The sequence below is a fragment of the Mycobacterium sp. HM-7 genome (genome assembly GCF_053852335.1).
Genome location: NZ_CM132657.1, coordinates 3,702,761 through 3,726,025 on the forward strand (window position 1 = coordinate 3,702,761; position 23,265 = coordinate 3,726,025).

A 23,265-nucleotide genomic window follows, 5' to 3' on the forward strand; every position below is an offset into this window, starting at 1 on the left:
CGGTTCCGAGCACCGTCAATCGATTTGGCAGAGGCGCCGCGAATTCATCAGGAGCAGAACGTGATTGACTTTGCAGGACAGGCCGTCATCGTGACCGGCGCCGGCCGCGGATTGGGCCGGCTATATGCCCTCGAGCTGGCCCGCCGCGGCGCGGCAGTCGTGGTGAACGACCTGGGCGGCTCGATGCGCGGCGACGGCTGCGATCCCCGCGTGGCCGACGATGTCGTCGCAGAGATCAGGGACGCCGGCGGGCAGGCGGTGGCGTCGCACGATTCCGTCGACACGCCGGCAGGCGGTGCCGCGATCGTCGCGACAGCGGTTGAGAAATTCGGACGGCTGGACGCGGTGATCAGCAACGCGGGTATTTTCAACAGCATTGCATTCGAGGATCTGTCGGCCGACGACTGGCGCCGGATGCTGAGTGTGCACTTGGACGGCGCTTTTTACCTGAGCCAGCCTGCTTATCGCGTGATGAAGACCCAGGGCTATGGACGATTCGTCTTCGTTTCTTCATCCGGCGGCATGTTCGGCCAGCCGATGGAGGCGCATTACGCAGCGGCCAAGGCGGGCTTGGTGGGGCTCTCCAATGTCATCGCGATCGAGGGCGCCGCACATGGCATTCTCTCCAACACCGTGCTGCCGTTCGGCTTCTCGCGCATGGTGACCGAGACCGTCGGCGACCCGAAAGCGCTTGAGGAGACCGGCTTCCTGAAGCTGATCTCACCGGAGCTGGTGGTGCCGATCGCGGTCTTTCTGGCCAGCCGGGCTTGCGCGGTCACCCACCACAACTACTCGGCGTGTGCGGGACGCTACGCGCGGGTGTTCGTCGGACTGGGCGAGGGCTGGTTGGCCGGCACCGATGTGACACCCGTGGTCGAGGACATGGTGGCTCATCTCGACGAGATCAGCGCCACCGAACCGTTCGCCGTACCGGAATCGATCTTCGAGGAGGTGTTCGGGGTCTGCGACCGCTTGGGCGTCAAGGTGTTCTAGACCGTGATCAGAGCCGGACCCCGAACTTCCGTTCCACGCTAGATTGTGTGGAGCGCGGCAACCGATCGCGCACGTCCGGAGGGAGGGTTCTGCTGACTCACGCATATGACGACGGCAGCCGCCGGACCGAAATCCTCCAGACCGCCGCGGCGCTGATCGCGTCCACCGGACTGCGTACCTCGCTGCAGGAAATCTCCACCGCCGCAGGCATTCTGCCCGGCAGCCTGTACCACCATTTCGAGTCCAAAGAAGCGATCCTCGTCGAGCTGATCCGGCGCTTCCACGCCGATCTCGATCGGATCGGCGCTGACGCCCAGGAGCGGCTCGACGGACCCGACGCCGCACCGTTCCCGGAGAAGATCGTCGCGCTCGGGTCCGCCATCGCGCGGTGCGCCGTACAGCACGGTGCCGCACTCCAGATGTCGTTCTACGAATCCCCCAGCGACAACCGCGAACTCGTCAAACTGCTCGGCGAGCCACACACCGCCGTCCAACAGGCCATGCTGAACACCCTGCGCGCCGGAAAATGGGCAGGCTACCTCCGGCCGGAGATCTCCGACCTGCCCACGATTGCCGACCGTATCTGCCAATCGATGATGCACGTCGGCCTCGACGTGATCCGGAACAACGCGTCGCCCGACCAGGCCGCCACGGTGATGTGCCGGATCATGCTCGGCGGCCTGGCCGGCCGGCTGCCCACCGACGTCGAACTCGACCGCTCCCCTGCCCTTGCCGTCGCCGAGGCCGCGATCGAAACCTGGTCGGACGAAGGGGTTTCGGAAGACTCCAATGGCAGCGCCCGGGCCATTCACGTGCGCGCCGTGGCACGCGCCGAGTTCGGTCGTCGCGGTTACGAAGTCACCACGATCCGGGACATCGCGTCGGCGGCCGGCATGGGGATCGGGACCGTGTACCGCTTGATCGGGTCGAAGGAGGAACTGCTGGCTTCGATCATGGCGTCCTTCGGCACGAAGGTGGGCGACGGATTCGAGCGCGTCCTGCGTACGGAGGCGACGCCGGTGCAGAAGCTCGACGCATTGAGCTGGATCAACATCAACGCGCTGGACCGGTTTCCGGACGAGTGGAAGATTCAGCTGGCCTGGATGCGGCAGTCGCCCCCGGACACGCCCGCCATCGGCCTCGCGTTCACCACCCGCATGCGGCAACTGAAGAGCCTCTTGTCGGACGGGTTGCGCGCCGGGGACATCCGCATCGAGAGCCCGAATCGCGGGCTGCTGGCTCGCTGCGTCATGGACGCCCTGTGGATGCCGCAGAACATCGTCGCCGCCGGCGGCAAACGCGCGGCGCTCGTCACCGCGCGCGACACCATGGTGCGCGGCATCGCCGTCCGCGACTCCTGAGCTCCGCCATCTGCCCGCTACCGATGCTGCGGTGATGCTATTCTCTGAAATGGAGAATGCCACTATCAGTTAGGTAGCGAATGCAGGGCGAGCGCAGCGACGGGTCATGTTCGGTGAACGTGGAGTTCGACGGCGGGTTGGCAGTACTGACCATCGACCGCCCGCATGCCCGAAACGCCATTTCGCTGGACACCATGGATCAGCTGAACGCGGCGTTGGACACCGTGGCCGAGGCCCGGGTGCTCGTGGTCAAGGGCGCGGGCGACCGCGCCTTCGTCTCCGGCGGCGACCTCAAGGAGCTCGCGGCCATCACCACGCATGACGGTGCCGCCGAGATGGCATGGCGGATGCGCGCGATCTGCGATCGGTTGGTGCACTTCCCCGGGCCCGTCATCGCGGCGCTCAATGGCCACGCGCTCGGCGGCGGCGCGGAGTTCGCCACCGCAGCCGACATCAGGCTGGCGGCCGACGACATCAAGATCGGGTTCAACCAGGTAACCCTGCAGATCATGCCGGCGTGGGGCGGTGCCGAACGCCTCGCTGCCATGGTGGGTACCGGCAGGGCGCTGCTGCTCGCGGGTACCGGAGAAATCCTCTCCGCTGGCGACGCCGAACGAATCGGCTTGGTGGACAAGGTCTTCGAGCGGTCACATTTCGAGGACGGCTGGCGCCAGGTGGCCCAGGCCCTGACCGCCGCCCCGGTACGCGATATCAAGCGCGTCGTCCGGGGACTGCCGCCCGCCGACGCCGTCGACGCCTTCGCCCGACACTGGGTTTCGGACGAGCATTGGGCGGCTGTCGACAACCGCACCAAACCGGTGCAGAGTCTTGACGCAGGACGCTCAGCCTGAAGGGAGCCTTCGTGTTTCGTCTGCTGCTTGCCGCGACGACGGCCGGCGCCGCGGCGCTCGGCGTCGCTTCCTCGGCCGCTGCCGCGCCACCGCCCGCCCCCACCGGCTGCATCATCACGGGTTACATGCTCCCGATGGGCTGCGATCAGACGACGGCGGCAGCCAATGGGGTTCCACGCTGGGGCAACGCCTGCAATGACCGCAACAAACTAGCGTGGGACGACACCGATGTCGGCACGGTCATCGGCACCATCCTGTGCGACGGCAACGTTTGGACTCGTATGGGCCAACCGCCCCAGGGGGTACACGCGGCGGGCTCCCCTTGCGGAGTCGACGACGACGTGCAGCCGTTCGAATTCTCGGCCACGCCCGACAACCACCTGGTGGTGTGCAACTGGATGCAGCCGCCGGAAACGCGGACCTGGGTGCCGTACGAGAAGAAATGGTCGAGTTACTGAGCCGATTCGGCCAGCCGTGCGCGTAGTTCGCGTTTGAGGACCTTGCCGTAGCTGTTCTTGGGCATCTCGTCGACATACACGTACCGCTTGGGCCGCTTGAAGCGTGCGATGCGGTCGAGCAGGTACGCATCCAACTCGCCGGCTGATGCAGTACCGACGATGAACGCGACGACGACCTCGCCCCACTCGGCGTCGGGCGCCCCGACCACGGCAGCCTCTGCGACGTCGGGGTGTTCCAGCAGCATTTCCTCGACTTCGCGCGGATAGATATTGCTGCCGCCACTGATCACGACGTCCTTCGACCGATCGCGCAGCGTCAGGTAGCCGCGACCGTCGAAGGACCCCATGTCCCCCGTGTACAGCCAACCGCCCCGCAACGTGTCGGCGGTCGCAGCGGGGTTGTTCCAGTACCCGGCCATGACAACGTCTCCGCGACAGACGATTTCGCCGATCTCACCGGTGCCTGCGCGCGTGCCGTCCGGCCGCAGCACCGCCACCTCCACACCTGAACGGGCATGGCCGACGGAGCCGAGAATCGCGTCGTCACCGGATTCGTGGTCGGCGCGACGGAGGCCGGTGATCGTCATCGGCGCTTCCCCCTGGCCGTACAACTGGGCGAACACCGGGCCGAACGCGGCCATCGCCTTCTTCAGCCCGTCGAGGTACATCGGCCCGCCGCCGTAGATGACGGCACGCAGATTGCCGGGCCGCGCACGGCCGGTGCCGACGAGACGCGCCACCATGGTCGGCGCGAGAAACGCACTGCTACCGGGGTGGTGGTCGCTGAGGTCCAGGAACTCGTCCGGGTCGAACGCGCCGGACTCGGGTACGACCTGACGCGCGCCGCGCAGCACGTACGGCGGAATGTAGAGCCCGGAACCGTGCGACATCGGCGCCCCGTGCAGCAGGCTGCAGTTCTCGTCGGGATCGTCGAGATCGGCCAGGTGGGCGAGCGTCATCGCCATCAGGTTGCGATGGGACAGCATCGCACCTTTCGAGCGTCCCGTCGTGCCGCTGGTGTAGAACAACCAGGCCAGTGCCGCCGGGTCGGTGTCCGGTGGACTCACGGGCGGAGCGGACAACCTCCGCGAATAGTGTTCGGCGCCGATGACTTCGACCGGACGCTCGAGTCGGGCCGCGATGGCCGGTGATGCGAAGGCCAGTGACGCGCCGCTGTCGTCGAGGATCTGCGCCATCTCGCGGGCGTGCAGTTTGTAGTTGATCGGGACCGCCACACATTGCGCTGCCCAGATCGCGAACAACAGCTCGACGATCTCGGGGCGGTTCTCGCTGGCGATCGCGATCCGCGCGCCGGGTGGACCGAGGCCGGCGGCCAGGCGTAATGCGCGCTCCCGCAACTCCTTCCACGTGTGTAGCTGAGACAGCCCGCGATACACCGCGCCGCGGTCACCGAACCGGGCGGCCGCGGAGTCCAGCAGTGCGAACATGTTCACGGCGCGACCCACTCCGAGTCCAGCGCACGATCCGACAGGTACTTGGTGGAACTCCACCCGCCGTCGACGACGATGGTCTGACCGTTGATGAAACTGCCCGCGTCCGAACACAGGAACGCCACGGTGCCGGCGATGTCCTCGACCCGGCCGAGCCGTTGGTGCGGCGTCATCTCGACGTTGATCTTGCGGAACCGCTCGTCGTCCAACCGGTGCGCGACCATCGGCGTCACCGTGACGCCGGGCGCCACTGCGTTGCACCGGATTCCCTGCGCACCGTACTGGCACGCGATGTGCGTGGTCAACGCGGTGAGCCCGCCTTTGGCCGCCGAGTACGCGCCGCCGCGCAGCCCACCCACCACCGCGAAGGTCGACGTGACATTGATGATCGCCGACCCCGGCGCCAGCTGCGGGATCACCTCGCGGGCCAGGCGGAACGGCGCGCGCAGCATCAGATCAAGTGCCTGATCCAGCGCCTCGTCGTCGGTTTCGTGCAGCGGTTTCGGGCTGCCGACCCCGGCGTTGTTGACCAGGAAGTCGACGCGGCCCCACCGACTCAGCGCGGCCTCGACGATGCGGGCCGGCGCATCGTCGTCCGTGAGGTTCACCGCGACGGTGGCGATGCGGCCGGGGTTGCTCTGTCGGAGCTCCGCCAGACGGGTTTCGTCCCGGCCGGTGCCGAGGACGGCCATACCGGCCGCGGCCAGCGTTGTCGCGCAACCGAATCCGATCCCGCTACTGGCGCCTGTGACGATCGCTACCTGCATGTCAGCCTCGCTCTGATCTGGTGCTTGAGGACCTTGCCCGCGTCGTTTTTCGGCAACGCATCCCACGTCTCGACCTGCTCGGGAATCTTGAACCGGGCGATCCCCTTGTCCGCGAGGAAGGTTCGCACCTCGGCGAGCCCCGGCCGCGGACCGGAGGACGGCACGATGACCGCGCAGGCACGTTCCCCCGTCCGTTCGTCGGGCAACCCCACGATGGCGATCTCCGCGATTCCGGGGTGACCGATCAAGATGTCCTCGACTTCTTTCGGCGCGATGTTCTCGCCGTTACGGACGATGAGGTCTTTCGCCCGCCCCGTCACCACCAGGCAGTCGCCGTCCCAGCGGCCGAGGTCCCCGGTGCGGAAATAGCCGTCGCCGTCGTGGGATTCGTCCTCGCCGTGCCGATAGCCCAGAAGCATCTGGGGCCCTCGCACCCGGATCTCGCCGTCGATGAGCCTGATGTCCGCGATCCCCGGGCGACCGTCGGTGTCCGCGGCGGCGTCGGGATCGCCGAGCGCCCCGACAGTCGTAACCGGAACCTCGGTGGAACCGTACACGCGGCTGACTTTGGCGCGGTCGAAATAGGCCGTGGCCCTGCGGATCAGCGATGGCGGCACGGAGGCGCCGCCGCAGATGAAGACCTTCAGATCGGGCAGACGCGTGCCGGCGCGCTCCGCGGCGTCCAGAATCTGCTCGAGGAACGGCGTCGCGCCGGCCAGGTGGGTGCAGCGCTCGGCGACCATGAGGGCCACCGCGTCGTCCGCATTCCAGCGGTCCATCAGGACGGCGGTGGTGCCGAGCAGGAGCGGGCACTCGAAGGCGTAGATCGAGCCACCGATGTGGGCGATCGGCGAAGGGACGAGGAACGTGTCGCCCGGCTCGATCAACCAGTGGTCCCGAATCTGGCCGATCAGCGCACCGATCGAATCATGGCTGTGCAGCACACCTTTCGCCCGTCCGCTGGTACCCGAGGTGTAGAGCAGCAGAGCAGGGTCGGCGGGTGCGACGGCCGGGAGATCGCCCGGTACCGCGCCGGTCATCGGCGCATCGCCCCGCACCACCACGATCTCCGGCGGGGTGTCCATCGCCGCCGTCACCCGGGCCAGCATGGCGACATAGTCGTGGCCGCGAAACTCTTCGGGGATGAAGATCATCCGGCAATTCGCGTCGGCGAGGATGAATGCCAGCTCATGGTCGCGCAGCGACGGCAGGATCGGGTTCACCACCATCCCTGCGAGCAACGCGCCGAGGTAGACGACGGCGGCCTCAGACCAGTTCGGCAGCATGAACGAGACCACGCTGCCGCGCGGCAGACGTCCGGCAAGGTGAGTGGCGAGCCCACGGGCCTGGTCGTGCAACGTGGCACCGGCGACGCGGTGCGTGCCGTCGACCAGGACGGTTCGGTTGTCATCCGCGAGTTCGCGGAGCCCATCGATGACTGTGTGCATCACCGTCTCAGCTCTTGACCCGCCGCATCGTCATCGAATGCCGGTACCGTGCTGCCGGATGGGTGTTGACGGTGACCTGAGCGACGTCGCCATCCGAGGTCCGGTAGGTACGCCGCATCCGCAAGGCGGCGGTCCCGGCCTCCACCTTGAGGTCCGCTGCCAGCTCCGGAGTGACGACCACCGCCGAAATCTCCTGGTGCACTTCGGCAATACTCACCCCGAACAGATCCTCGATCAACGGGAAGATCGGCCCCGAGTGCCGGTGCAGCAACCGGCCCACCGCGGCGAACTCCCGGTTGACGTAGTACTCGGTGCGGCAGATCGGCGCGTCGTGTCCGCTGCGGAAACCAGCCACGGCCAGCCACTGCGAACCGGCCACCAGACCGGTCCTGTTCTCGAGGTCAGCGTCGATGGTGACCATGGCGGTGGACGTGATCTCGAACTGCGCACCCTCGGCGAAGGCCAGCAGATCGTCGATCGACATCACGTCCTGCGCATAGGCGCTCGCCGTCGACCTGGGCACCACCAAGGTTCCGGCGCGCGGCTTCGACTCGACCAGATTGTCATCGCGGAGTCGTCGCAGTGCCTCCCGAACGGTGTAGCGGGACACCGCGAATCGTTCACAGAGCTCGTGTTCGGTGGGCAGTTGAGAGCCGACGGGGTACACCCCGTCGACGATTTCCTTACGCAGGGCGCGGGCCACCTGCAGATAGCGGTGTTCGGTGGCCGGGGCGGTCATGGGCGCTCCGGACGCAGCGCCAGCACGCTGCCGTCGCCGTCTGCCGAGACGTAGAGCGTGCCGTCGGGCCCGACGGCGATGCCCGCGAACGGGCCCTGTGGCCCGGAGAACGGCGGCAACCCTTTGAGTGGTTTCGGTTCGACGCCGGGTGGCGCACCGATGGGCAGATCTGCGGCAATGATGTTGCGGGCCTTGCTGGTCAGATCGAACATCACGACTTCCTTGGCGCCGGCATCGACGAGGTAAAGCTGCCCGTCGGCGACGTCGATGCCCTGCGGACACCCCAGCCCGTCGACCACGATGTCAACAGCTGCACCCTTCACTTTCACGACCCGGCCGGCTGCCGACTCCGCGACCAGCACTCCGCCGTCGGGCGCGAGCGCCACCCCCACCGGGTCGAGCAGTCCGGAGGCGAGGACCTCGACCGCCCCGGCCGCCACAGCCAGCACGCGACCGGTACCGAGTTCGGCGACGATGACGGCGTCGCCGTCGACCGCGACACCGTACAGCTGATCGAATCCGTCAGCCAGCACCTCGGTTTCGGCGCGGGCGGGCGCGTACCGGCTGATCTGACCGCCGGAGGTGGTCACCACGAACTCCCCCGCACCGCACAGCGCCAGTCCCCGCAGGAAACCGGGGTAGCCCGGCGAGAACAGCATCCCGACCGTCTGCAGCGCGCCATCGGCGCCGACGCCGTACAGGTACGTGCCGTCCGCGACATACAGTGTGCCGTCAGGCCCGACCGCGAGGTCCAAGGGCCAGTTCAAACCGCCCGGCAGCAGTGCGTGGGTGCCGCCGCCGGGGAGAATCTCGGTGATCTCACCGGTGAAATTTGAGGCGAACAAACGATTTCCGACGAAGGTCAGGTTGTCCAGTCCTGGTGTCAGCTGCGCCAGCACCTGTTTCTCACTGCTACGAGGATCGATCCGCAGCACCTGTCCGCTGGCCACCTGGGTCGAGACGAGGAAGCCGTCGGCATCGAACTTAACGGCGTCGGGCACCCCGAGACCGGCCGCAACCCGCTCGGGTTCACCGCCATTCGGATCGACCCGCCAGATCTCGTTGGCGGTGAGCACCGGGAAGTACAGCATCCCGTCCGGCCCGACCTCCATCGCGTTCGGTGACGGCAGGTTCTCCAGCACGACCCGTACCACGGCACCGCCCCGATCGAGTTCCAGCAGCCGCCCGCCGTCCCGGCATTCGTTGACGAACAACCGGTCCTGATGCACGGTGATGCCGTTCGCGCTGGGCAGGTCGTCCCGGAGCACCCGGGTCCGGCCTGCGGTGTCGAGCACGCTGACCCGGCCGTCCATCACCTCGGTGGCATACAGATTCCCGGCTTCGTCGAACGCGACGTCGTCGGGCGCGATGATGTCGCCGCCCTTCGCGGCCACGGTCCGCAGCTCGCCGGTGACCGGATCCAGCGCACTGATCTGACTGCCGGTCACCTGCGCGACGTAGATGCGCCCATCGGGGCCGGTGCGCAGGCCATTGGCACCGAAAAGCCGACTCGGCGCGGTCACGCGGTCCAGACGCCAGCCCTGCGCAACGCTCGGCTCCGTCGCGATGTAGCGGCTCATGAGCGGCGACGCTATCAACTCGCAGTAGTCCAGACAATAGGGCGACATCTTCGCGCCGAACCTCTTGACGAGCCGATTCTCCCTGCGGAATAGTGTTCTCCAATATGCAGAACACGCTATGTTGTCCGGACAATTAGTATGTCGGCCACAGAACTCCTGAGGTTGGACGGCCGCGTCGTCGTCGTCTCCGGCGCCGGCGGCGGTGGCATCGGCACCACGGTGACCCGGATGACTGCCGAAGCAGGAGCGACGGTGATCGCCGTCAGCCGTTCGCAGGCGAACCTCGACGAGCACGTCGCGCCATTGGCGGCCAACGGCCTCGCGGTCATCCCCGTCGCCGCAGATGTGTCGACCGACGCCGGTATCGCCGCGGTCATCGACCAGGCGCGTCGGACCGACGGCGACCTGCACGGCCTGGTGAACGTCGCGGGCGGCGCCGACCCGCACACCTGGATGCCCTCGACACGGGTAACCCGGGCAGATTGGCGAGAGTTGTTCACCCGCAATCTCGAGACGGCGTTCTTCATGAGCCAGGCCGTGGCCAACGAGCTACGGACCGCAGGGCGTCCGGGGTCCATCGTTTCGATCTCATCGGTCAGCGGCATGAACACCGCGCCCTTTCACATCGCGTACGGCACGGCCAAAGCGGCGGTCGTGGCGATGACCAGAACCATGGCGGTCGAGCTCGCGGCACACGACATCAGAGTCAACGCCGTCGCCCCCGGCGTCACCCAGACCGCCGCCTCGGCGACCTATGTCGACGACGACCCTGGCCGCGATCGCGCGGCCATCGCGATGGGCCGCCGCGGAAACGCCGAAGAACAGGCCGGCGCAATCCTTTTCCTGCTGTCGGACCTGTCGAGCTACATCACCGGCCAAACCCTGCTGGTCGACGGCGGCCTCAATCTCAAGTGGAGCCACCTCGGCCCCGACCACACCTCGCTGTTCCTCAAGGACGAGACCTTCCGCACGACGATCAAGGAGATGTGATGGAGGAACTGTCACAGCCGACAACGATCGGCGTAGCCGCCTATGTCAGCCCCGAGTATGCCCGCGCGGAGCGGGATCGGTTGTGGCGCAAGGTCTGGCAGCAGGTCGGACGGGTCGAGGAACTGCCGGAGATCGGCAGTTACCTGACGTACGACATCCTCGACGACTCGATCATCGTGGTCCGCACAGAAACCGGGAATTCATCCTCGTCATTCACTGCGCACCACAACGTCTGCATGCATCGCGGCCGCCGGCTGATCGACACCCCCGAGGGCGCGAAGAACACGAGCGGACGCACCCCCAAGAGCTTCGTGTGCGGATTCCACGGCTGGACCTACGGGCTCGACGGCGCGTGCACGCACATCCGCGAACAGGATGACTGGCAGGGTGCGCTGACCCCACAGAACACGCACCTGGCGCCGGTGCGTGTGGACACCTGGGGCGGCTGGGTGTTCATCAACATGGACGCCGACTGTGAACCGTTGGCGGACTACCTCTTTCCGGCAGCCAAGATTCTCGACCCGTTCCGGCTGGACAACATGCGCTACAAGTGGCGCAAGTGGCTGAACTTCGACTGCAACTGGAAAGTCGCGATGGAGGCCTTCAACGAGACCTACCACGTTTTCACCACCCATCCGGAATTCAACCGGTTCGGTGAGTTCAAGGGGTGGGCCAAAGCGCAGGGCCGGCACAGCAACATCGGCTACGACGCACCGAAGGGTCTCGACGAAACCAAGTCCAAGATCCGGCTCGGCATCGGCGACCCGCGCATCTCGACCGCCGAAATGCAGGTCTACACAATGGAAGAGACCAACGCGACGACCACGCAGACGCTCGTGGACGCCGCCAAGCGCCTGGTCGACGAACTGCCGGAGGACACCCCGGCCGACAAGGTTCTCGAGCACTGGCTGTCTTCAGCGCGCCGCGATGACGAGGCGCGTGGGGTCGTCTGGCCGACGATCCCCGCCGACGTGCTGGGCCAGAGCGGCACGGCGTGGCAACTGTTCCCGAACTTCCAGATCGGCCAGGGGCTGACCAGTGCGTTGTGCTACACGGCCCGACCGGATCCGACCTATGACCCGAACAAGTGCATCTTCGAAGTCGCGGTGTTCGAGCTGTACCCGAAAGGCGAAGAGCCGCAGACGCAATGGGAGTACACACCGAAGGACAGCCCGAACTGGCTGTCGGTGCTGCCCCAGGACTTCTCGAACATGGCCGCGGTACAGCAGGGCATGAAATCGGCGGGTTTCCCCGGCACCAAGCCCAACCCCTACCGCGAACGCAGCACCGTGAATCTGCACCACCAGCTCTCGAAGTACATGGGCACCGGAGAACCACAGGAGTTGCGATGAACCAGCCGTGCGGTCCCACCCAGACGCCCGACGTCGACATCGACGCGATGCGCGAGAAGTACGCACAGGAACGCGCGAAGCGAGTTCGTCCCGAGGGTTCAGCCCAATACCTCGAAGCCGCTGGGGATTACGCCGACTTCTCGGACACCGATCCGCACACCCCCGTGACCCCGCGCGCGCCGATCGACGCGGAGCTCGAGGTGGTGATCCTGGGCGGCGGGATCGCCGGACTCTTGGCAGGGGCCTACCTGACGAAGGCCGGCGTCGATGACGTGCACGTCATCGAGGCAGGCGGCGACTTCGGCGGAGTGTGGTATTGGAACCGCTTCCCCGGAATCCAATGCGACAACGACGCCTACTGCTACATCCCGCTGCTGGAGGAACTGGACTTCATGCCGTCGAAGAAGTTCGCCGACGGCGCCGAAATCCTCGCGCACTGCCAGCACATCGGGAAACACTTCGGGCTGTACGACGGTGCCCTCTTCTCGACGCAGGTACGCACCGTGTGCTGGGACGAGGACATCAAGCGGTGGCGGCTGACCACCAACCGCGGCGACGACATCCGGGCCCGCTTCGTCGTCATGACCCAGGGCTCCTACAACCGGCCGAAACTGCCGGGCATCCCCGGCATCAAGGACTTTCAGGGGCACGTCTTTCACTCCGCCCGTTGGGATTACGACTACACCGGCGGTGACGCGAGCGGTGGGCTCCACAAGCTCGCCGACAAGCGCGTCGCCCTGGTCGGCACCGGTGCGACGGGCGTGCAGCTGGTCCCGCACCTCAGTCGGGATGCCCGGCACCTCTACGTCTTTCAACGCACGCCGTCGTCGGTCGACTTCCGCGGCAACGAACCCACCGATCCGGCGTGGGCCGAGTCGCTGCAGCCGGGCTGGCAGGCCGAGCGCAAACGCAACTTCCACCGGTGGTCACCCTTCGAGGGCGTGGTGTTCGACGCGGCCGACCAGGTGTGCGATTTCTGGACCGAACTCGGCCGCAATCTGACGGCTCGCATCGCCGCAAGCCCTGACCCCACCGCCCTCGGCATCGAACAGATCATGGCGATGCGGGAAGAGGAGGACTACAAGATCATGGAACGGCTGCGCCGCCGCATCGCCGACCTGGTCGACGATCCCGGCACCGCAGAGGCGCTGAAGCCGTACTACCGCTTCATGTGCAAGCGGCCCACGTCCAGCGACGAGTACCTCCCGAGTTTCAACCGGCCCAACGTCACGCTGGTCGACGTTGCCGAATCACAGGGTGTGGAACGGCTGACCCGGACCAGCATCGTCGCGAACGGTGCTGAGTACGAGGTGGATTGCGTCATCTTCGCCAGTGGCTTCGAGATCTCGACCGAGATCAGCCGCCGCTACGCGATGGATGCGGTCGAGGGCCGCGATGGGGTATCGCTGTTCGACCACTGGCGCGACAGCTACCAGACGCTCCATGGAATGACGAGCCGCGGCTTCCCGAACCAGTTCCACACGGGTTTCATCCAGGGTGGCGTGTCGGCGAACACCACCGCGATGTTCGAGCAGCAGGCCGAGCACATCGCCTACATCATCGCCGAGGCCATCGACCGCGGCGCCGCCACCGTCGAACCCAGCCAGCAGGGCCAGGACGCGTGGGTGGCCACCATCCGGGAGCTCGCCTTCGACAACACAGCCTTCGACAACAGTTGCACGCCAGGCTATTACAACAATGAGGGCCGCGGCTTCGGCGACGCCACGCGCTCATTCCTCGGCGAGGTCTACACGCCCGGCTTCTACGCGTTCGACGATCTGCTGAAGGCGTGGCGGGACGCCGGCGACCTCGACGGCCTGGTGCTGGGAAATTAGATGTCCGACTTGAGATTCGACGGTCGCGTCGCCGTCGTCACCGGTGCGGGACGAGGGCTGGGGCGCGCGTACGCCCTGCTGCTCGCCTCGCGCGGAGCCAGCGTCGTCGTCAACGACTCCGGCGGCACCATATCGGGTCACGGGGTCGACGAGGGTCCGGCCCACGACGTGGTGCGGGAGATCACCGCCGCCGGCGGCATGGCTGTCGCGTGCACCCACTCGGTGGACAACCCGACCGGTGGCCGGGCCATCATCGATGCCGCGCTGGCACGCTACGGACGCCTCGACATCCTGATCCACAACGCCGGTAACGTCCGGCGGGCGCGGCTACGGGACATGACGTCCGACGACTTCGACGCGGTGCTCGACGTCCACCTGCGCGGTGCGTTTCATGTTGTGCGGCCGGCCTTTCCGGTGATGTGCGATGCGGGCTACGGCCGCATCGTCCTGACTTCGTCGATCGGCGGACTGTACGGAAACCACGAGGTGGCGAATTACGCTGCCGCCAAAGCCGGTGTGATCGGCCTGTCGAATGTCGTTGCGCTGGAGGGGGCTGCCGACGGGGTCAACTGCAACGTCGTCGTGCCCGCCGCGGTCACGAGGATGGCCGATGGCATCGACACGTCGGCCTATCCCCCGATGTCACCCGAACTCGTGGCCCCGGTCGTCGGCTGGCTGTCCCACGAATCCTGCCCGGTCACCGGAGAAATCTTCGTCGCACTGGCCGGCCGCGTGGCGCGGGCCGTGGTCTCCGAAACCCCCGGGGTGTACCGGCCGTCGTGGTCCATCGAGGACGTGGCGGCGCAGTCGGCCACCATCCGGCACGCCGGTGATCCGGTGAGCTTCCCCGTCGTCCCCGACGGACACGGCGATCACATCCGCTACAGCTTCGCGATGGCCGCTCATGGCTAGCGGGCCGGCCCGTGGACCGGCCCGTGGACCGGCCAGTGGACCGTTGCACGGCCTACGCGTCGTCGACCTCACCGCCATGGTGATGGGGCCCTACTGCACGCAGATCATGGCCGACATGGGCGCCGACGTCATCAAAGTCGAACCGCCGCAAGGTGATGACACGCGTTTCATCTCGGTGGGTCCGGCACCGGGCATGAGCGGGGTGTTCGTCAACGTCAACCGCGGCAAGCGCAGCGTGGTACTCGACCTGCGCACCGACGCCGGCAGGTCGGCGCTGCGAGCACTGTGCTATACGGCCGATGTCTTCATCCATTCGATGCGCGCCAAGGCGATCGCCCGGCTGGGCTTCGGATATGACGACGTGGCCGCGCTCAATCCGCGCATCGTGTACACGAATTGCTACGGATACGGGCGCCGCGGACCGGACCGCGACCGGCCCGCCTACGACGACACCATTCAAGCCGAATGTGGGCTGCCCGCCGTCCAGGCGCAGCTCACCGGACAGGCCGATTACGTCGGCACCATCATGGCGGACAAGATCGCCGGGCTCACCGCGCTCTACGCCACCACCATGGCGCTGTTCCACCGCGAACGTACCGGCGAGGGGCAGGAGGTCGAAGTGGCGATGTTCGAGACCATGGCCTCCTTCATGCTCGTCGAGCACGCGAACGGCGCCATGTTCGACCCACCCCTCGGCCCCGCCGTCTACCCGCGCACCGTGGCACCCAACCGCCGTCCCTACCGCACCAGCGACGGCGAGATCGCCGCGCTGATCTACAACGACCGGCACTGGACGGCATTCATCGATGCCGTGCAACCGCCGTGGGCCAGCGACCGGTACGCCACGCTGGAACAACGCGCCCGAAACATCGACACGGTGTACGGGCTGGTGGCCGAGACCATGAAGGAACGCACGACCGAAGAATGGCTGAGTCTGTTCCGCGCCCTGGAAATCCCGGCCGCACCGCTGAACTCCCCCGACGCATTGTTCGACGACCCCCATCTCAACGCGGTGGGCCTGTTTGAAACGGTGGACACCCCACACGGCCCGGTGCGCTTTCCCGGTGTCCCCACCTGGTTTTCCCGCACCCCCGGCCGCGTCGCAGGTCCCGCACCAATGTTGGGTGCCGATACCGACGAGGTGTTGAGCGAACTGTGAGCAGCCACCGATGACCATGGATTTCGAGATGGGCGCCGACGCAGACGGATTGCGCCGGAAACTCCGCGACCTGGTGAAAGAGCATGTGCCGGACGACTTCCTGGGCGCCTTCACCGATGATCCGACGGACCTCGCGGTGGCACAACGGTTCTGCCGTGTGCTTGCCGACCACGAGCTGCTGTGCCTGGCCTGGCCGGAGGAGTTCGGCGGTCGTGGCGGTTCGGTGTGGGAACAGACCGTGGTGCGCGAGGAGATGTGGGCGCACCACGAGCCGCGGGGTGCCCAGTACATGGGCGTCAACTGGGTCGGCCCGATCATCATGCGCCACGGCACCCAACAGCAACGGCAGCAGCACCTTCCGCCGATCGCCCGCGGCGAGGTGATCTGGTGCCAGGGTTTCTCTGAACCGGAGGCAGGCTCGGACCTCGCGTCGCTACGCACCACCGCACGGCCCGACGGCGACGGCTGGCGGATCACCGGGCAGAAGATCTGGACGTCCTACGCCACCATGGCGCAGTGGTGTTTCCTGCTGGCGCGGACCTCCCGTCAGGAGAAGAAGCAACAGGGACTCACGATTTTCCTTGTCCCCATGGATGATCCGGCGATCCAGGTGCGACCCATCCGCACCATGCTCGGGCCCCACCACCTCAACGAGGTGTTCATCGACGAGCTTCGGGTCACCCCCGCCGACGTGCTCGGCACGGTCGATCACGGCTGGTCGATCGTGCAGGACGTGATGTCCTTCGAACGGGTCGGCATCGCCCGTTACGCACGGTGTGAGCGGCTCCTGGCGGCGGCGCCGACGGCCCTGGGTGACCGGTGGCAGTCGCTGCCGGATGAGTTGCGCAGCAGGTGGGTCCGCATGATGACGCACTGCCGACGGGCCCGCCTGATGGCGTACCGGGTGGTCGCTCTTCAGGCCACCGGACAGGTGCAACCGCGCGATGCGGCGGCATACCGCATCGCCGTCACCCGTCTGGACCAGGACAGCGCCGAGGTGCTGACCGATCTGGCCGCCGAGGTGACCGATGACAGCACGTACACCCGGTGGTTCAAGGCCGAGGTGGCCGACCACTGGCGCTACTCGCAGGCGTCGACGGTGTCGTCCGGAAGTATCGAGATGCAGCGCATTCTGCTGTCCCGCGCCTTGTTGGCGGCAGGATGATCCTCGATGTCGACGAACAGGCCGCAGAGTTCGGCCGACAGGCGCTTCGGGCGTTCGAAGCGGCCGGCGGCGACGCCCTCGTGCAGCAGGCCGAGGCCAAGCCGGACACGCGGGCCGAGCTCGTCGACAGCGTGCTGCGAGAGCTGGGCGCCTGGGACCTGAACGCGCGCGACGACACCGACGAGCTGGAGGCGGCGGCAACGCTGTGCCGCAGCGCCGGGTACTGGGCGCTGCCCTACCCGGTGGCGGAAATACTGTCCCGGCCGGTCGATCTCGATGTCTCGGGCTTGTCGGTCGTCGCCGACGTCAACCCAGCCGCGCCCGTCGCCGGAATCCAGGGACCCTGGGCAACCGTCACCATCGCCGGCATCCGTAGCGCAGTTATCGGACATGGGCCGGCCGCCCCGGGGTTCGTGGCCCCACTCGAGCTGTCGGCCGTCGATGACCGCGGCGCCGCCGATGTCGCGCTGGCTCTGGTACTGCCGTGCTGGACGCTCCTGGGCATGCTGGACCGCGCGATGGAACTCACCGTCGCGCACGTCACGATGCGCAAGCAGTTCGGCGTCCCCCTCTCGTCGTTCCAGGGGGTGCAGTTCCAGCTGACAGATGCCGAGGTGGAACGTAGCGGGCTGGACATCCTGGCCAAACATGCGTTGTGGAGTGTCGGCGCCGGCCGGCCCGATGCCGCCAATGATGCCTTGGCACTCCGGATGTCGGCCATCGAAGCTGCTGATGTCGTCTTCCGGGTGTGCCACCAGCTGCACGGCGCCGTCGGCTTCTGTGACGAGACCACCCTCTCGTGGCTGTCGCGGTACAGCCAGCCGCTGCGCCGACTGCCGCTGGGGCTCTCCGCGACGAAAGCCGAACTGACACGGAGGATGTCGTGACCGCCGGCTTCCGCGAACACGTGCGCTCCTGGTGCGACGAGCATGTCCCCCGCGACTGGCGACGCGCTCAGACCGGCGTCCCGGAAACGGAATTCGTGCGCTTCCAGAAAGCCTGGTTCGCGGAGCTGCACGCTGCGGGGTTCGCCGTTCCCCACTGGCCCCGCGAGTGGGGCGGCGGCATGAGCGTGGCCGACCAGATCGTGCTGTACCAGGAGTTGGCGGCGCACGATGCGCCCCGGCTGGTCCTGGCATTCGTCGGCATCCACCACGCGGCAGCGACTCTGCTGGCCGCGGGCACCGAAGAACAACGGCAGCAACATCTTCCGGCGATCCTCGACGGCGAAATCTGGGTGCAGGGCTTCTCCGAGCCCGAAGCCGGCTCGGACCTGGCGAGTCTGCGCACTTCCGCACGCCGGTCCGGTGATGCGTACATCGTCAACGGCCAGAAGCTGTGGGCCAGCGGCGGCGCGCACGCGGACTGGTGCCTGCTGCTCGCGCGCACCGATCCCGATGCGCCCAAACGTCAAGGTATTTCATATTTTCTGCTCGACATGCGCAGTCCCGGCATCGAGGTGCGGCCGATCCGCAATGCGATGGGCGACTCGCACTTCTGTGAAATCTTCCTGACCGATGTGGTCATCCCTGCGGCGAACCTCGTCGGTGCGGAAAACACCGGATGGCAGGTGGCGCAGGAGACGTTGGGGGCGGAGCGTGGCCTGACCATGCTGGAACTGTCGGAGCGCCTGGCCCACACCGGTTTCCGCCGGCTCGTCGCGATGTGCCCCACCGACGATCCGGTGGTTGCCGACCGGCTGGCCCAGCTGGAGATCGAGATCACCGGTCTGCGCGGTTTGTGCCGCCGGTTGGTCGAGAACGCGCATGATGAAGGAGCGGGCGCGAGCAATCCCGCCGACGCGTCGATCGTCAAACTGTTCTACAGCGAGTTGCTGCAACGACTCACCGATTTCGGCGTCGAAGCCGGTGGTCTGGATGTCCACACCGATCTGGCGAAGCCGATGTCCAGTGGCTGGGAGTCGGGTTCGTGGCTGCTCGACTTCATCGGGTCGTGGGAGTGGACCATTCCCGGTGGGGCCAGCGAGATTCAGCGCACCATCATCGGCGAGCGTGGTCTGGGCCTGCCGCGAGAAGCGAGTACGCCATGACCGATTTCACCGAGTTCCATGCCGAGCTGCGTTCGGTGGCCGGTGATCTGCTGGCCAAGAGCCGCGACGTCGAGTGGTCGTCCCTCGTCGAGGCGGGCTGGGTCGGTCTCGAGGTGCCCGAGGAACTCGGCGGCGCCGGGGCGACGTTCGCCGAGGTGGCCGTCATCTGCGAGGAAATGGGTCGCGCCGCCGGCGGCACCAGCTACCTGGGCAGCGCGGTGCTGACGGTCGGAGTACTGAAGGCCCTGGCGCCCAGCGATATTCGTGACAACCTGCTCACCCGCGTGGCGTCCGGCAGCATCCGGCCGGCCGTCGCGATGGATTCGCACGACTTCATCCCGGACGCCGAGGGCGCCGACCACGTCCTGCTCGTCACCACTGACGGCGTCTCCGTCGTGCAGGCGCATGCCACGCGCCGGCCCGTGCTCGACGAGACGCGGCGCCTGGCCACCGTGGTCCCCGACGGCCCGGCCGAAACCCTGCGATTCGCTGCCGGCGCCACCAACCCGATCGGCCTCCTGCGTGATCGGGCCGCGGTGGCGGTCGCCGCCGACAGCCTCGGCATCGCGGAAGCGATGCTCACCGCGACAGTGGAGTACGCAAAGGTGCGCCGGCAGTTCGGCCGACCGATCGGCTCGTTCCAGGCAGTCAAACATGCCTGCGCCGACATGCTGGTCCAGGTAGCGGTGGCCCGTGAACTCGTCGGTGCCGCAGTCGAATCCGTGGTGCGGGGCAGGGCGGACGCCTCCGCGTCGATGGCCAAGGCGTATGTCACCGGCATGGCCGTCGACGTCGCGGGCAAGGCCGTGCAACTACACGGCGGCATCGGCTACACGTGGGAAAGCGGGCTCCACGTCTACCTCAAACGCGCCGCACTCAACCGTTCGTTGTTCGGCTCTCCTGCGGCACATCGCAGACAACTGGCCAAGCGCTACCGATAGAAGGAGCTTCACATGGGTGTACCGGTCTACAAACGCATTCTCGACCTGTTCGAGGCCGAGGGCGTCAACACGCTGTTCGGCATTCCGGACCCGAACTTCGTGCACATGTTCACCGAGGCCGAAGCCCGCGGCTGGTCCGTCGTGGCGCCGCACCACGAACTGAGCGCCGGCTTCATGGCCGAGGCCGCCTCGCGGATGACGGGGAAGCCGGGTCTGTGCATCGGCACGCTCGGGCCGGGCGTCGCGAACATCGCCGGCGCGATGATGTGTGCGCTGGTGGAGAACTCGCCGGTCATCTTCCTGGGCGGACAGCGCGCCCGCATCACCGAACGCCGCGTGCGCCGCGGACGAATCCAATTCGTCCAGCAGGAAGCTCTTTTCGCACCCTCGGTGAAATACAGCAGCTCCATCGAGTACGCGGATCAGACCGACGAGATCATCCACGAGGCGATCCGCCGGGCGATGTCGGGCACCCCGGGCCCGGCCTACGTCGAGTTCCCATCGCACGTGATCCTCGACGAACTCGACGTCGCCGAGGCACCGAGCCCTGCGACCTACCGGCTGGTCAATCAGGGCGCGGGCGCGCATGAGGTCGCCGAGGCCGCGAAGCTGATCCGGGAGGCCGAGAGCCCGATCCTGCTGGTCGGTCACGGCGTGCACACATCACGCACCCAGCAGGAGGTCAAAGAACTCGCCGAGCTGATGAACTGCCCCGTCATCCAGACCTCCGGTGGCACGTCCTTCATCCCCGGCCTGCAGGACCGGACGTTCCCGTACCTGTTCTCACCGGCCGCGAACCAGGCCGTCGAGGAATCCGACCTGTGCGTCGCGCTGGGCACCGAACTCGGCGAACCCATGCACTACGGCCGGACCCAGCACTGGGCGGCAGGCAACGCGAACCGCAAGTGGGTGTACGTGGAACAGGATCCGACCGCCATCGGCGTCAATCGTTCGTTCGACGTGGCGTTGGTCGGCGACCTGCGCGGCGTTGTCCCACAACTCGTCGAGCAGTTGCGCGACACCCCGCGCACGCCATCGGCGAACCTCGACACGCTGATCACGGCCGACTCCACTGAACTCGCCCAACTCGCGGCGAATGCCCCCTCCGGGCGGGCACCGATCCATTCGGCGCGCTACGTCGTCGAGGCCACCAAAGCGTTCAACGAACTCGAGGACGGCATCATGGTGCGCGACGGTGGCGCCACCGTCATCTTCCAGTGGACCTACTCCCAGTCCAAACCGCGCGATGTCATCTGGAATCAGAACTTCGGCCACCTGGGCACCGGTCTCCCCTACGCCGTCGGCGCCTCGATCGCCGAAGGCCGCAAACGCCCGGTCATGTTACTGACCAGCGACTCGGCTTTCCTGTTCCACATCGCTGAGCTGGAAACCGCCGCGCGCGAGGGGGTTCCGCTGGTATGTGTAGTGGGGGTCGACCATCAGTGGGGCCTGGAGGTCGGCGTCTACAAGCGGACCTTCGAACAGCCGTCGCCGCAGCCCGGCGTGCACTGGAGTAAGGACGTCCGGATGGACAAGATCGCCGAGGGCTTCGGCTGCCACGGCGAGTACGTCGAGAAGGAAGACGAGATCGGCCCGGCTATCGCGCGGGCCTACGCCAGCGGCAAGGTCGGAGTCGTGCACGTGTGCATCGATCCGAAGGCAAACTCCGAAGAGATGCCCAAGTACGACCGATTCCGTACCTGGTACGCCGAGGGCACCCAGTGAAGACTTCGAGGGCACATAGTGAAGGAGAGGCAATGCGCGAGTATCTGCAGTTCTACATCGACGGGCAGTGGGTCGACCCGGTCGAGCTGAACCCGCTGGATGTCGAGAACCCCAGCACCGAAGAGGTCGCCGGCCGCATCGCCCTAGGCTCGGCGGCCGACGTGGACAAAGCGGTCGAGGCCGCGCGACGCGCGTTCGGCTCGTGGTCGCAGACCAGCCGCGCCGAACGCCTCGATGTGCTGCAGGCGATCAGCGCCGAGTACCTCAGGCGCCAGGGCGATCTCGCCGAAGCGGTCGGTGCGGAGATCGGCGCGCCGCCGGCACTTGCCGCCGGCGCGCAGGTGCAGCTCGGTATCGGTCATCTGATGACCGCCATCGAGGTGCTGAAGAATTTCGAGTTCTCGCGCCAGCTCGGCAACACGTTGGTGGCCAGCGAGCCGATCGGGGTCTGTGGGCTCATCACGCCGTGGAACTGGCCGCTCAACCAGATCGCGGTCAAGGTGTTTCCGGCGCTGGCGACCGGCTGCACCGTCGTGCTCAAGCCCTCGGAGGTCGCCCCGTTCTCGGCACAGATCTTCACCGAGGTCATCGAGGCCGCGGGCGTCCCCGCCGGGGTCTACAACCTGGTGTTCGGTGACGGAGCCGGTGTGGGAGCGGCCATTTCGAGCCATCCCGGCATCGACATGGTGTCCTTCACGGGCTCGACGCGGGCCGGTATCGAAGTCGCGAAGTCCGCGGCGTCGAGCGTCAAGAGGGTAAGCCAGGAGCTGGGCGGCAAGAGCCCGAACATCGTGCTGGATGACGAGGCCTTCGCCACCAGCGTGGCCGCCGGAGTCTCGGCGATGATGCCCAATTCGGGCCAGAGCTGCAACGCCCCGTCACGCATGCTGGTGCCGAACGCCCGGATGGCGGAAGCCGCTTCGATCGCCGCGGAGACCATCGCGGGCGTGCGGGTCGGGGACGTCGACGACCCGAAGGCCATCGGACCGGTCGCCTCGCGCGCCCAGTTCGAGCGTATCCAGGGCCTGATCGCCAAGGGGGTCGCCGACGGCGCCGCCCTGGTAGCCGGGGGCGAGGGACGGCCGGACGGTCTGGATCGTGGATTCTATGTCCGCCCAACGGTGTTCGCCGACGTCACCAACGACATGACCATCGCCCGCGAGGAGATCTTCGGGCCGGTGCTGTGCATGCTGGGATACGACGACATCGACGACGCTGTCGACATCGCCAACGACACCGAATACGGCCTGGCCGGTTATGTTTCGGGTGCCGACGTCGACGCCGCCCGCGCGGTGGCCCGGCGAATCCGCGCCGGCTGGATTTCGATCAACCACGCCTTCGACATGAACGCACCGTTCGGCGGCTACAAGCACAGCGGCAACGGCCGCGAGTGGGGCGAGGCAGGTTTCCACGAGTACTTGGAGACCAAGAGCGTGCTCGGGCACGGGTAGCCCGGGATGTGTCACGGGTGACCGCGAGCGAAATGCC

General features: G+C 67.0%; 20 protein-coding genes. 15 read left to right on the forward strand and 5 right to left on the reverse strand.

Going from position 1 to position 23,265, the window contains the following annotated elements:
• The first annotated feature begins 60 nt into the window (after positions 1-60).
• From ACWW1C_RS17800 to ACWW1C_RS17815, 4 genes are all read left to right on the forward strand, one after another.
• Entirely contained in the window at positions 61-993 is a 933-nt protein-coding gene (locus tag ACWW1C_RS17800; RefSeq protein ID WP_455984340.1) for an SDR family NAD(P)-dependent oxidoreductase, read from the forward strand.
• 47 nt (positions 994-1,040) lie between these two features.
• Entirely contained in the window at positions 1,041-2,354 is a 1,314-nt protein-coding gene (locus ACWW1C_RS17805; RefSeq protein WP_455979615.1) for a TetR/AcrR family transcriptional regulator, read from the forward strand.
• Between the two features lie 80 nt (positions 2,355-2,434).
• Positions 2,435-3,205 (forward strand): enoyl-CoA hydratase/isomerase family protein, encoded by a 771-nt coding sequence (locus ACWW1C_RS17810; protein ID WP_455979616.1) that lies wholly within the window; start codon positions 2,435-2,437, stop codon positions 3,203-3,205.
• Between the two features lie 11 nt (positions 3,206-3,216).
• The gene (locus tag ACWW1C_RS17815; protein ID WP_455979617.1) at positions 3,217-3,663 is read left to right on the forward strand and encodes a hypothetical protein; all 447 of its coding nucleotides are present in this window, start codon (positions 3,217-3,219) and stop codon (positions 3,661-3,663) included.
• Here ACWW1C_RS17815 and ACWW1C_RS17820 read toward each other — a convergent pair.
• From ACWW1C_RS17820 to ACWW1C_RS17840, 5 genes are read right to left on the reverse strand one after another with little or no spacing between them, the layout of a single operon-like run.
• The gene (locus ACWW1C_RS17820) at positions 3,657-5,117 is read right to left on the reverse strand and encodes an AMP-binding protein (protein ID WP_455979618.1); all 1,461 of its coding nucleotides are present in this window, start codon (positions 5,115-5,117) and stop codon (positions 3,657-3,659) included. The two genes, ACWW1C_RS17815 and ACWW1C_RS17820, sit on opposite strands and share 7 nt — an antisense overlap.
• Positions 5,114-5,881, reverse strand: coding sequence for an SDR family NAD(P)-dependent oxidoreductase (locus tag ACWW1C_RS17825; RefSeq protein ID WP_455979619.1), 768 nt, complete (start codon positions 5,879-5,881; stop codon positions 5,114-5,116). Before ACWW1C_RS17825 ends, ACWW1C_RS17820 begins: the two co-directional genes overlap by 4 nt.
• Positions 5,872-7,329: an AMP-binding protein gene (locus tag ACWW1C_RS17830; protein ID WP_455984341.1), complete on the reverse strand. Its 1,458-nt coding sequence runs from the start codon at positions 7,327-7,329 to the stop codon at positions 5,872-5,874. Before ACWW1C_RS17830 ends, ACWW1C_RS17825 begins: the two co-directional genes overlap by 10 nt.
• Before the next feature lie 7 nt (positions 7,330-7,336).
• The gene (locus tag ACWW1C_RS17835) at positions 7,337-8,068 is read right to left on the reverse strand and encodes a GntR family transcriptional regulator (protein ID WP_455979620.1); all 732 of its coding nucleotides are present in this window, start codon (positions 8,066-8,068) and stop codon (positions 7,337-7,339) included.
• Entirely contained in the window at positions 8,065-9,648 is a 1,584-nt protein-coding gene (locus tag ACWW1C_RS17840; protein WP_455979621.1) for a Vgb family protein, read from the reverse strand. Before ACWW1C_RS17840 ends, ACWW1C_RS17835 begins: the two co-directional genes overlap by 4 nt.
• A 138-nt stretch (positions 9,649-9,786) precedes the next feature.
• On the opposite strand from ACWW1C_RS17840, the gene ACWW1C_RS17845 reads away from it, so the two are divergent.
• Genes ACWW1C_RS17845 through ACWW1C_RS17895 form a run of 11 tightly spaced genes read left to right on the forward strand, consistent with a single transcriptional unit; the run spans position 9,787 to position 23,228 of the window.
• Entirely contained in the window at positions 9,787-10,638 is an 852-nt protein-coding gene (locus ACWW1C_RS17845; protein WP_455979622.1) for an SDR family NAD(P)-dependent oxidoreductase, read from the forward strand.
• Positions 10,638-11,990 carry an aromatic ring-hydroxylating oxygenase subunit alpha gene (locus ACWW1C_RS17850; protein ID WP_455979623.1) on the forward strand — a complete coding sequence of 451 codons (1,353 nt, stop codon included), beginning with the start codon at positions 10,638-10,640 and terminating at the stop codon, positions 11,988-11,990. Before ACWW1C_RS17845 ends, ACWW1C_RS17850 begins: the two co-directional genes overlap by 1 nt.
• Entirely contained in the window at positions 11,987-13,825 is a 1,839-nt protein-coding gene (locus ACWW1C_RS17855; protein ID WP_455979624.1) for a flavin-containing monooxygenase, read from the forward strand. Before ACWW1C_RS17850 ends, ACWW1C_RS17855 begins: the two co-directional genes overlap by 4 nt.
• Positions 13,826-14,737: an SDR family NAD(P)-dependent oxidoreductase gene (locus ACWW1C_RS17860; RefSeq protein WP_455979625.1), complete on the forward strand. Its 912-nt coding sequence runs from the start codon at positions 13,826-13,828 to the stop codon at positions 14,735-14,737.
• Complete coding sequence (locus tag ACWW1C_RS17865) at positions 14,730-15,896, forward strand: CaiB/BaiF CoA transferase family protein (RefSeq protein ID WP_455979626.1); 1,167 nt, start codon at positions 14,730-14,732, stop codon at positions 15,894-15,896. The genes ACWW1C_RS17860 and ACWW1C_RS17865 overlap by 8 nt, the downstream gene beginning before the upstream one ends.
• 16 nt (positions 15,897-15,912) lie before the next feature.
• The gene (locus ACWW1C_RS17870; RefSeq protein WP_455984342.1) at positions 15,913-17,061 is read left to right on the forward strand and encodes an acyl-CoA dehydrogenase family protein; all 1,149 of its coding nucleotides are present in this window, start codon (positions 15,913-15,915) and stop codon (positions 17,059-17,061) included.
• Positions 17,058-17,948 (forward strand): acyl-CoA dehydrogenase family protein, encoded by an 891-nt coding sequence (locus tag ACWW1C_RS17875; protein WP_455979627.1) that lies wholly within the window; start codon positions 17,058-17,060, stop codon positions 17,946-17,948. The genes ACWW1C_RS17870 and ACWW1C_RS17875 overlap by 4 nt, the downstream gene beginning before the upstream one ends.
• Positions 17,945-19,111 carry an acyl-CoA dehydrogenase family protein gene (locus ACWW1C_RS17880; RefSeq protein WP_455979628.1) on the forward strand — a complete coding sequence of 389 codons (1,167 nt, stop codon included), beginning with the start codon at positions 17,945-17,947 and terminating at the stop codon, positions 19,109-19,111. Before ACWW1C_RS17875 ends, ACWW1C_RS17880 begins: the two co-directional genes overlap by 4 nt.
• Positions 19,108-20,052, forward strand: coding sequence for an acyl-CoA dehydrogenase family protein (locus ACWW1C_RS17885; protein WP_455979629.1), 945 nt, complete (start codon positions 19,108-19,110; stop codon positions 20,050-20,052). Before ACWW1C_RS17880 ends, ACWW1C_RS17885 begins: the two co-directional genes overlap by 4 nt.
• 12 nt (positions 20,053-20,064) lie before the next feature.
• A complete protein-coding gene (locus tag ACWW1C_RS17890; protein WP_455979630.1) occupies positions 20,065-21,777 on the forward strand; it encodes a thiamine pyrophosphate-binding protein in 1,713 nt (570 codons plus the stop codon).
• A gap of 32 nt (positions 21,778-21,809) precedes the next feature.
• A complete protein-coding gene (locus tag ACWW1C_RS17895; RefSeq protein WP_455979631.1) occupies positions 21,810-23,228 on the forward strand; it encodes an aldehyde dehydrogenase family protein in 1,419 nt (472 codons plus the stop codon).
• The last annotated feature ends 37 nt before the right edge of the window (positions 23,229-23,265 follow it).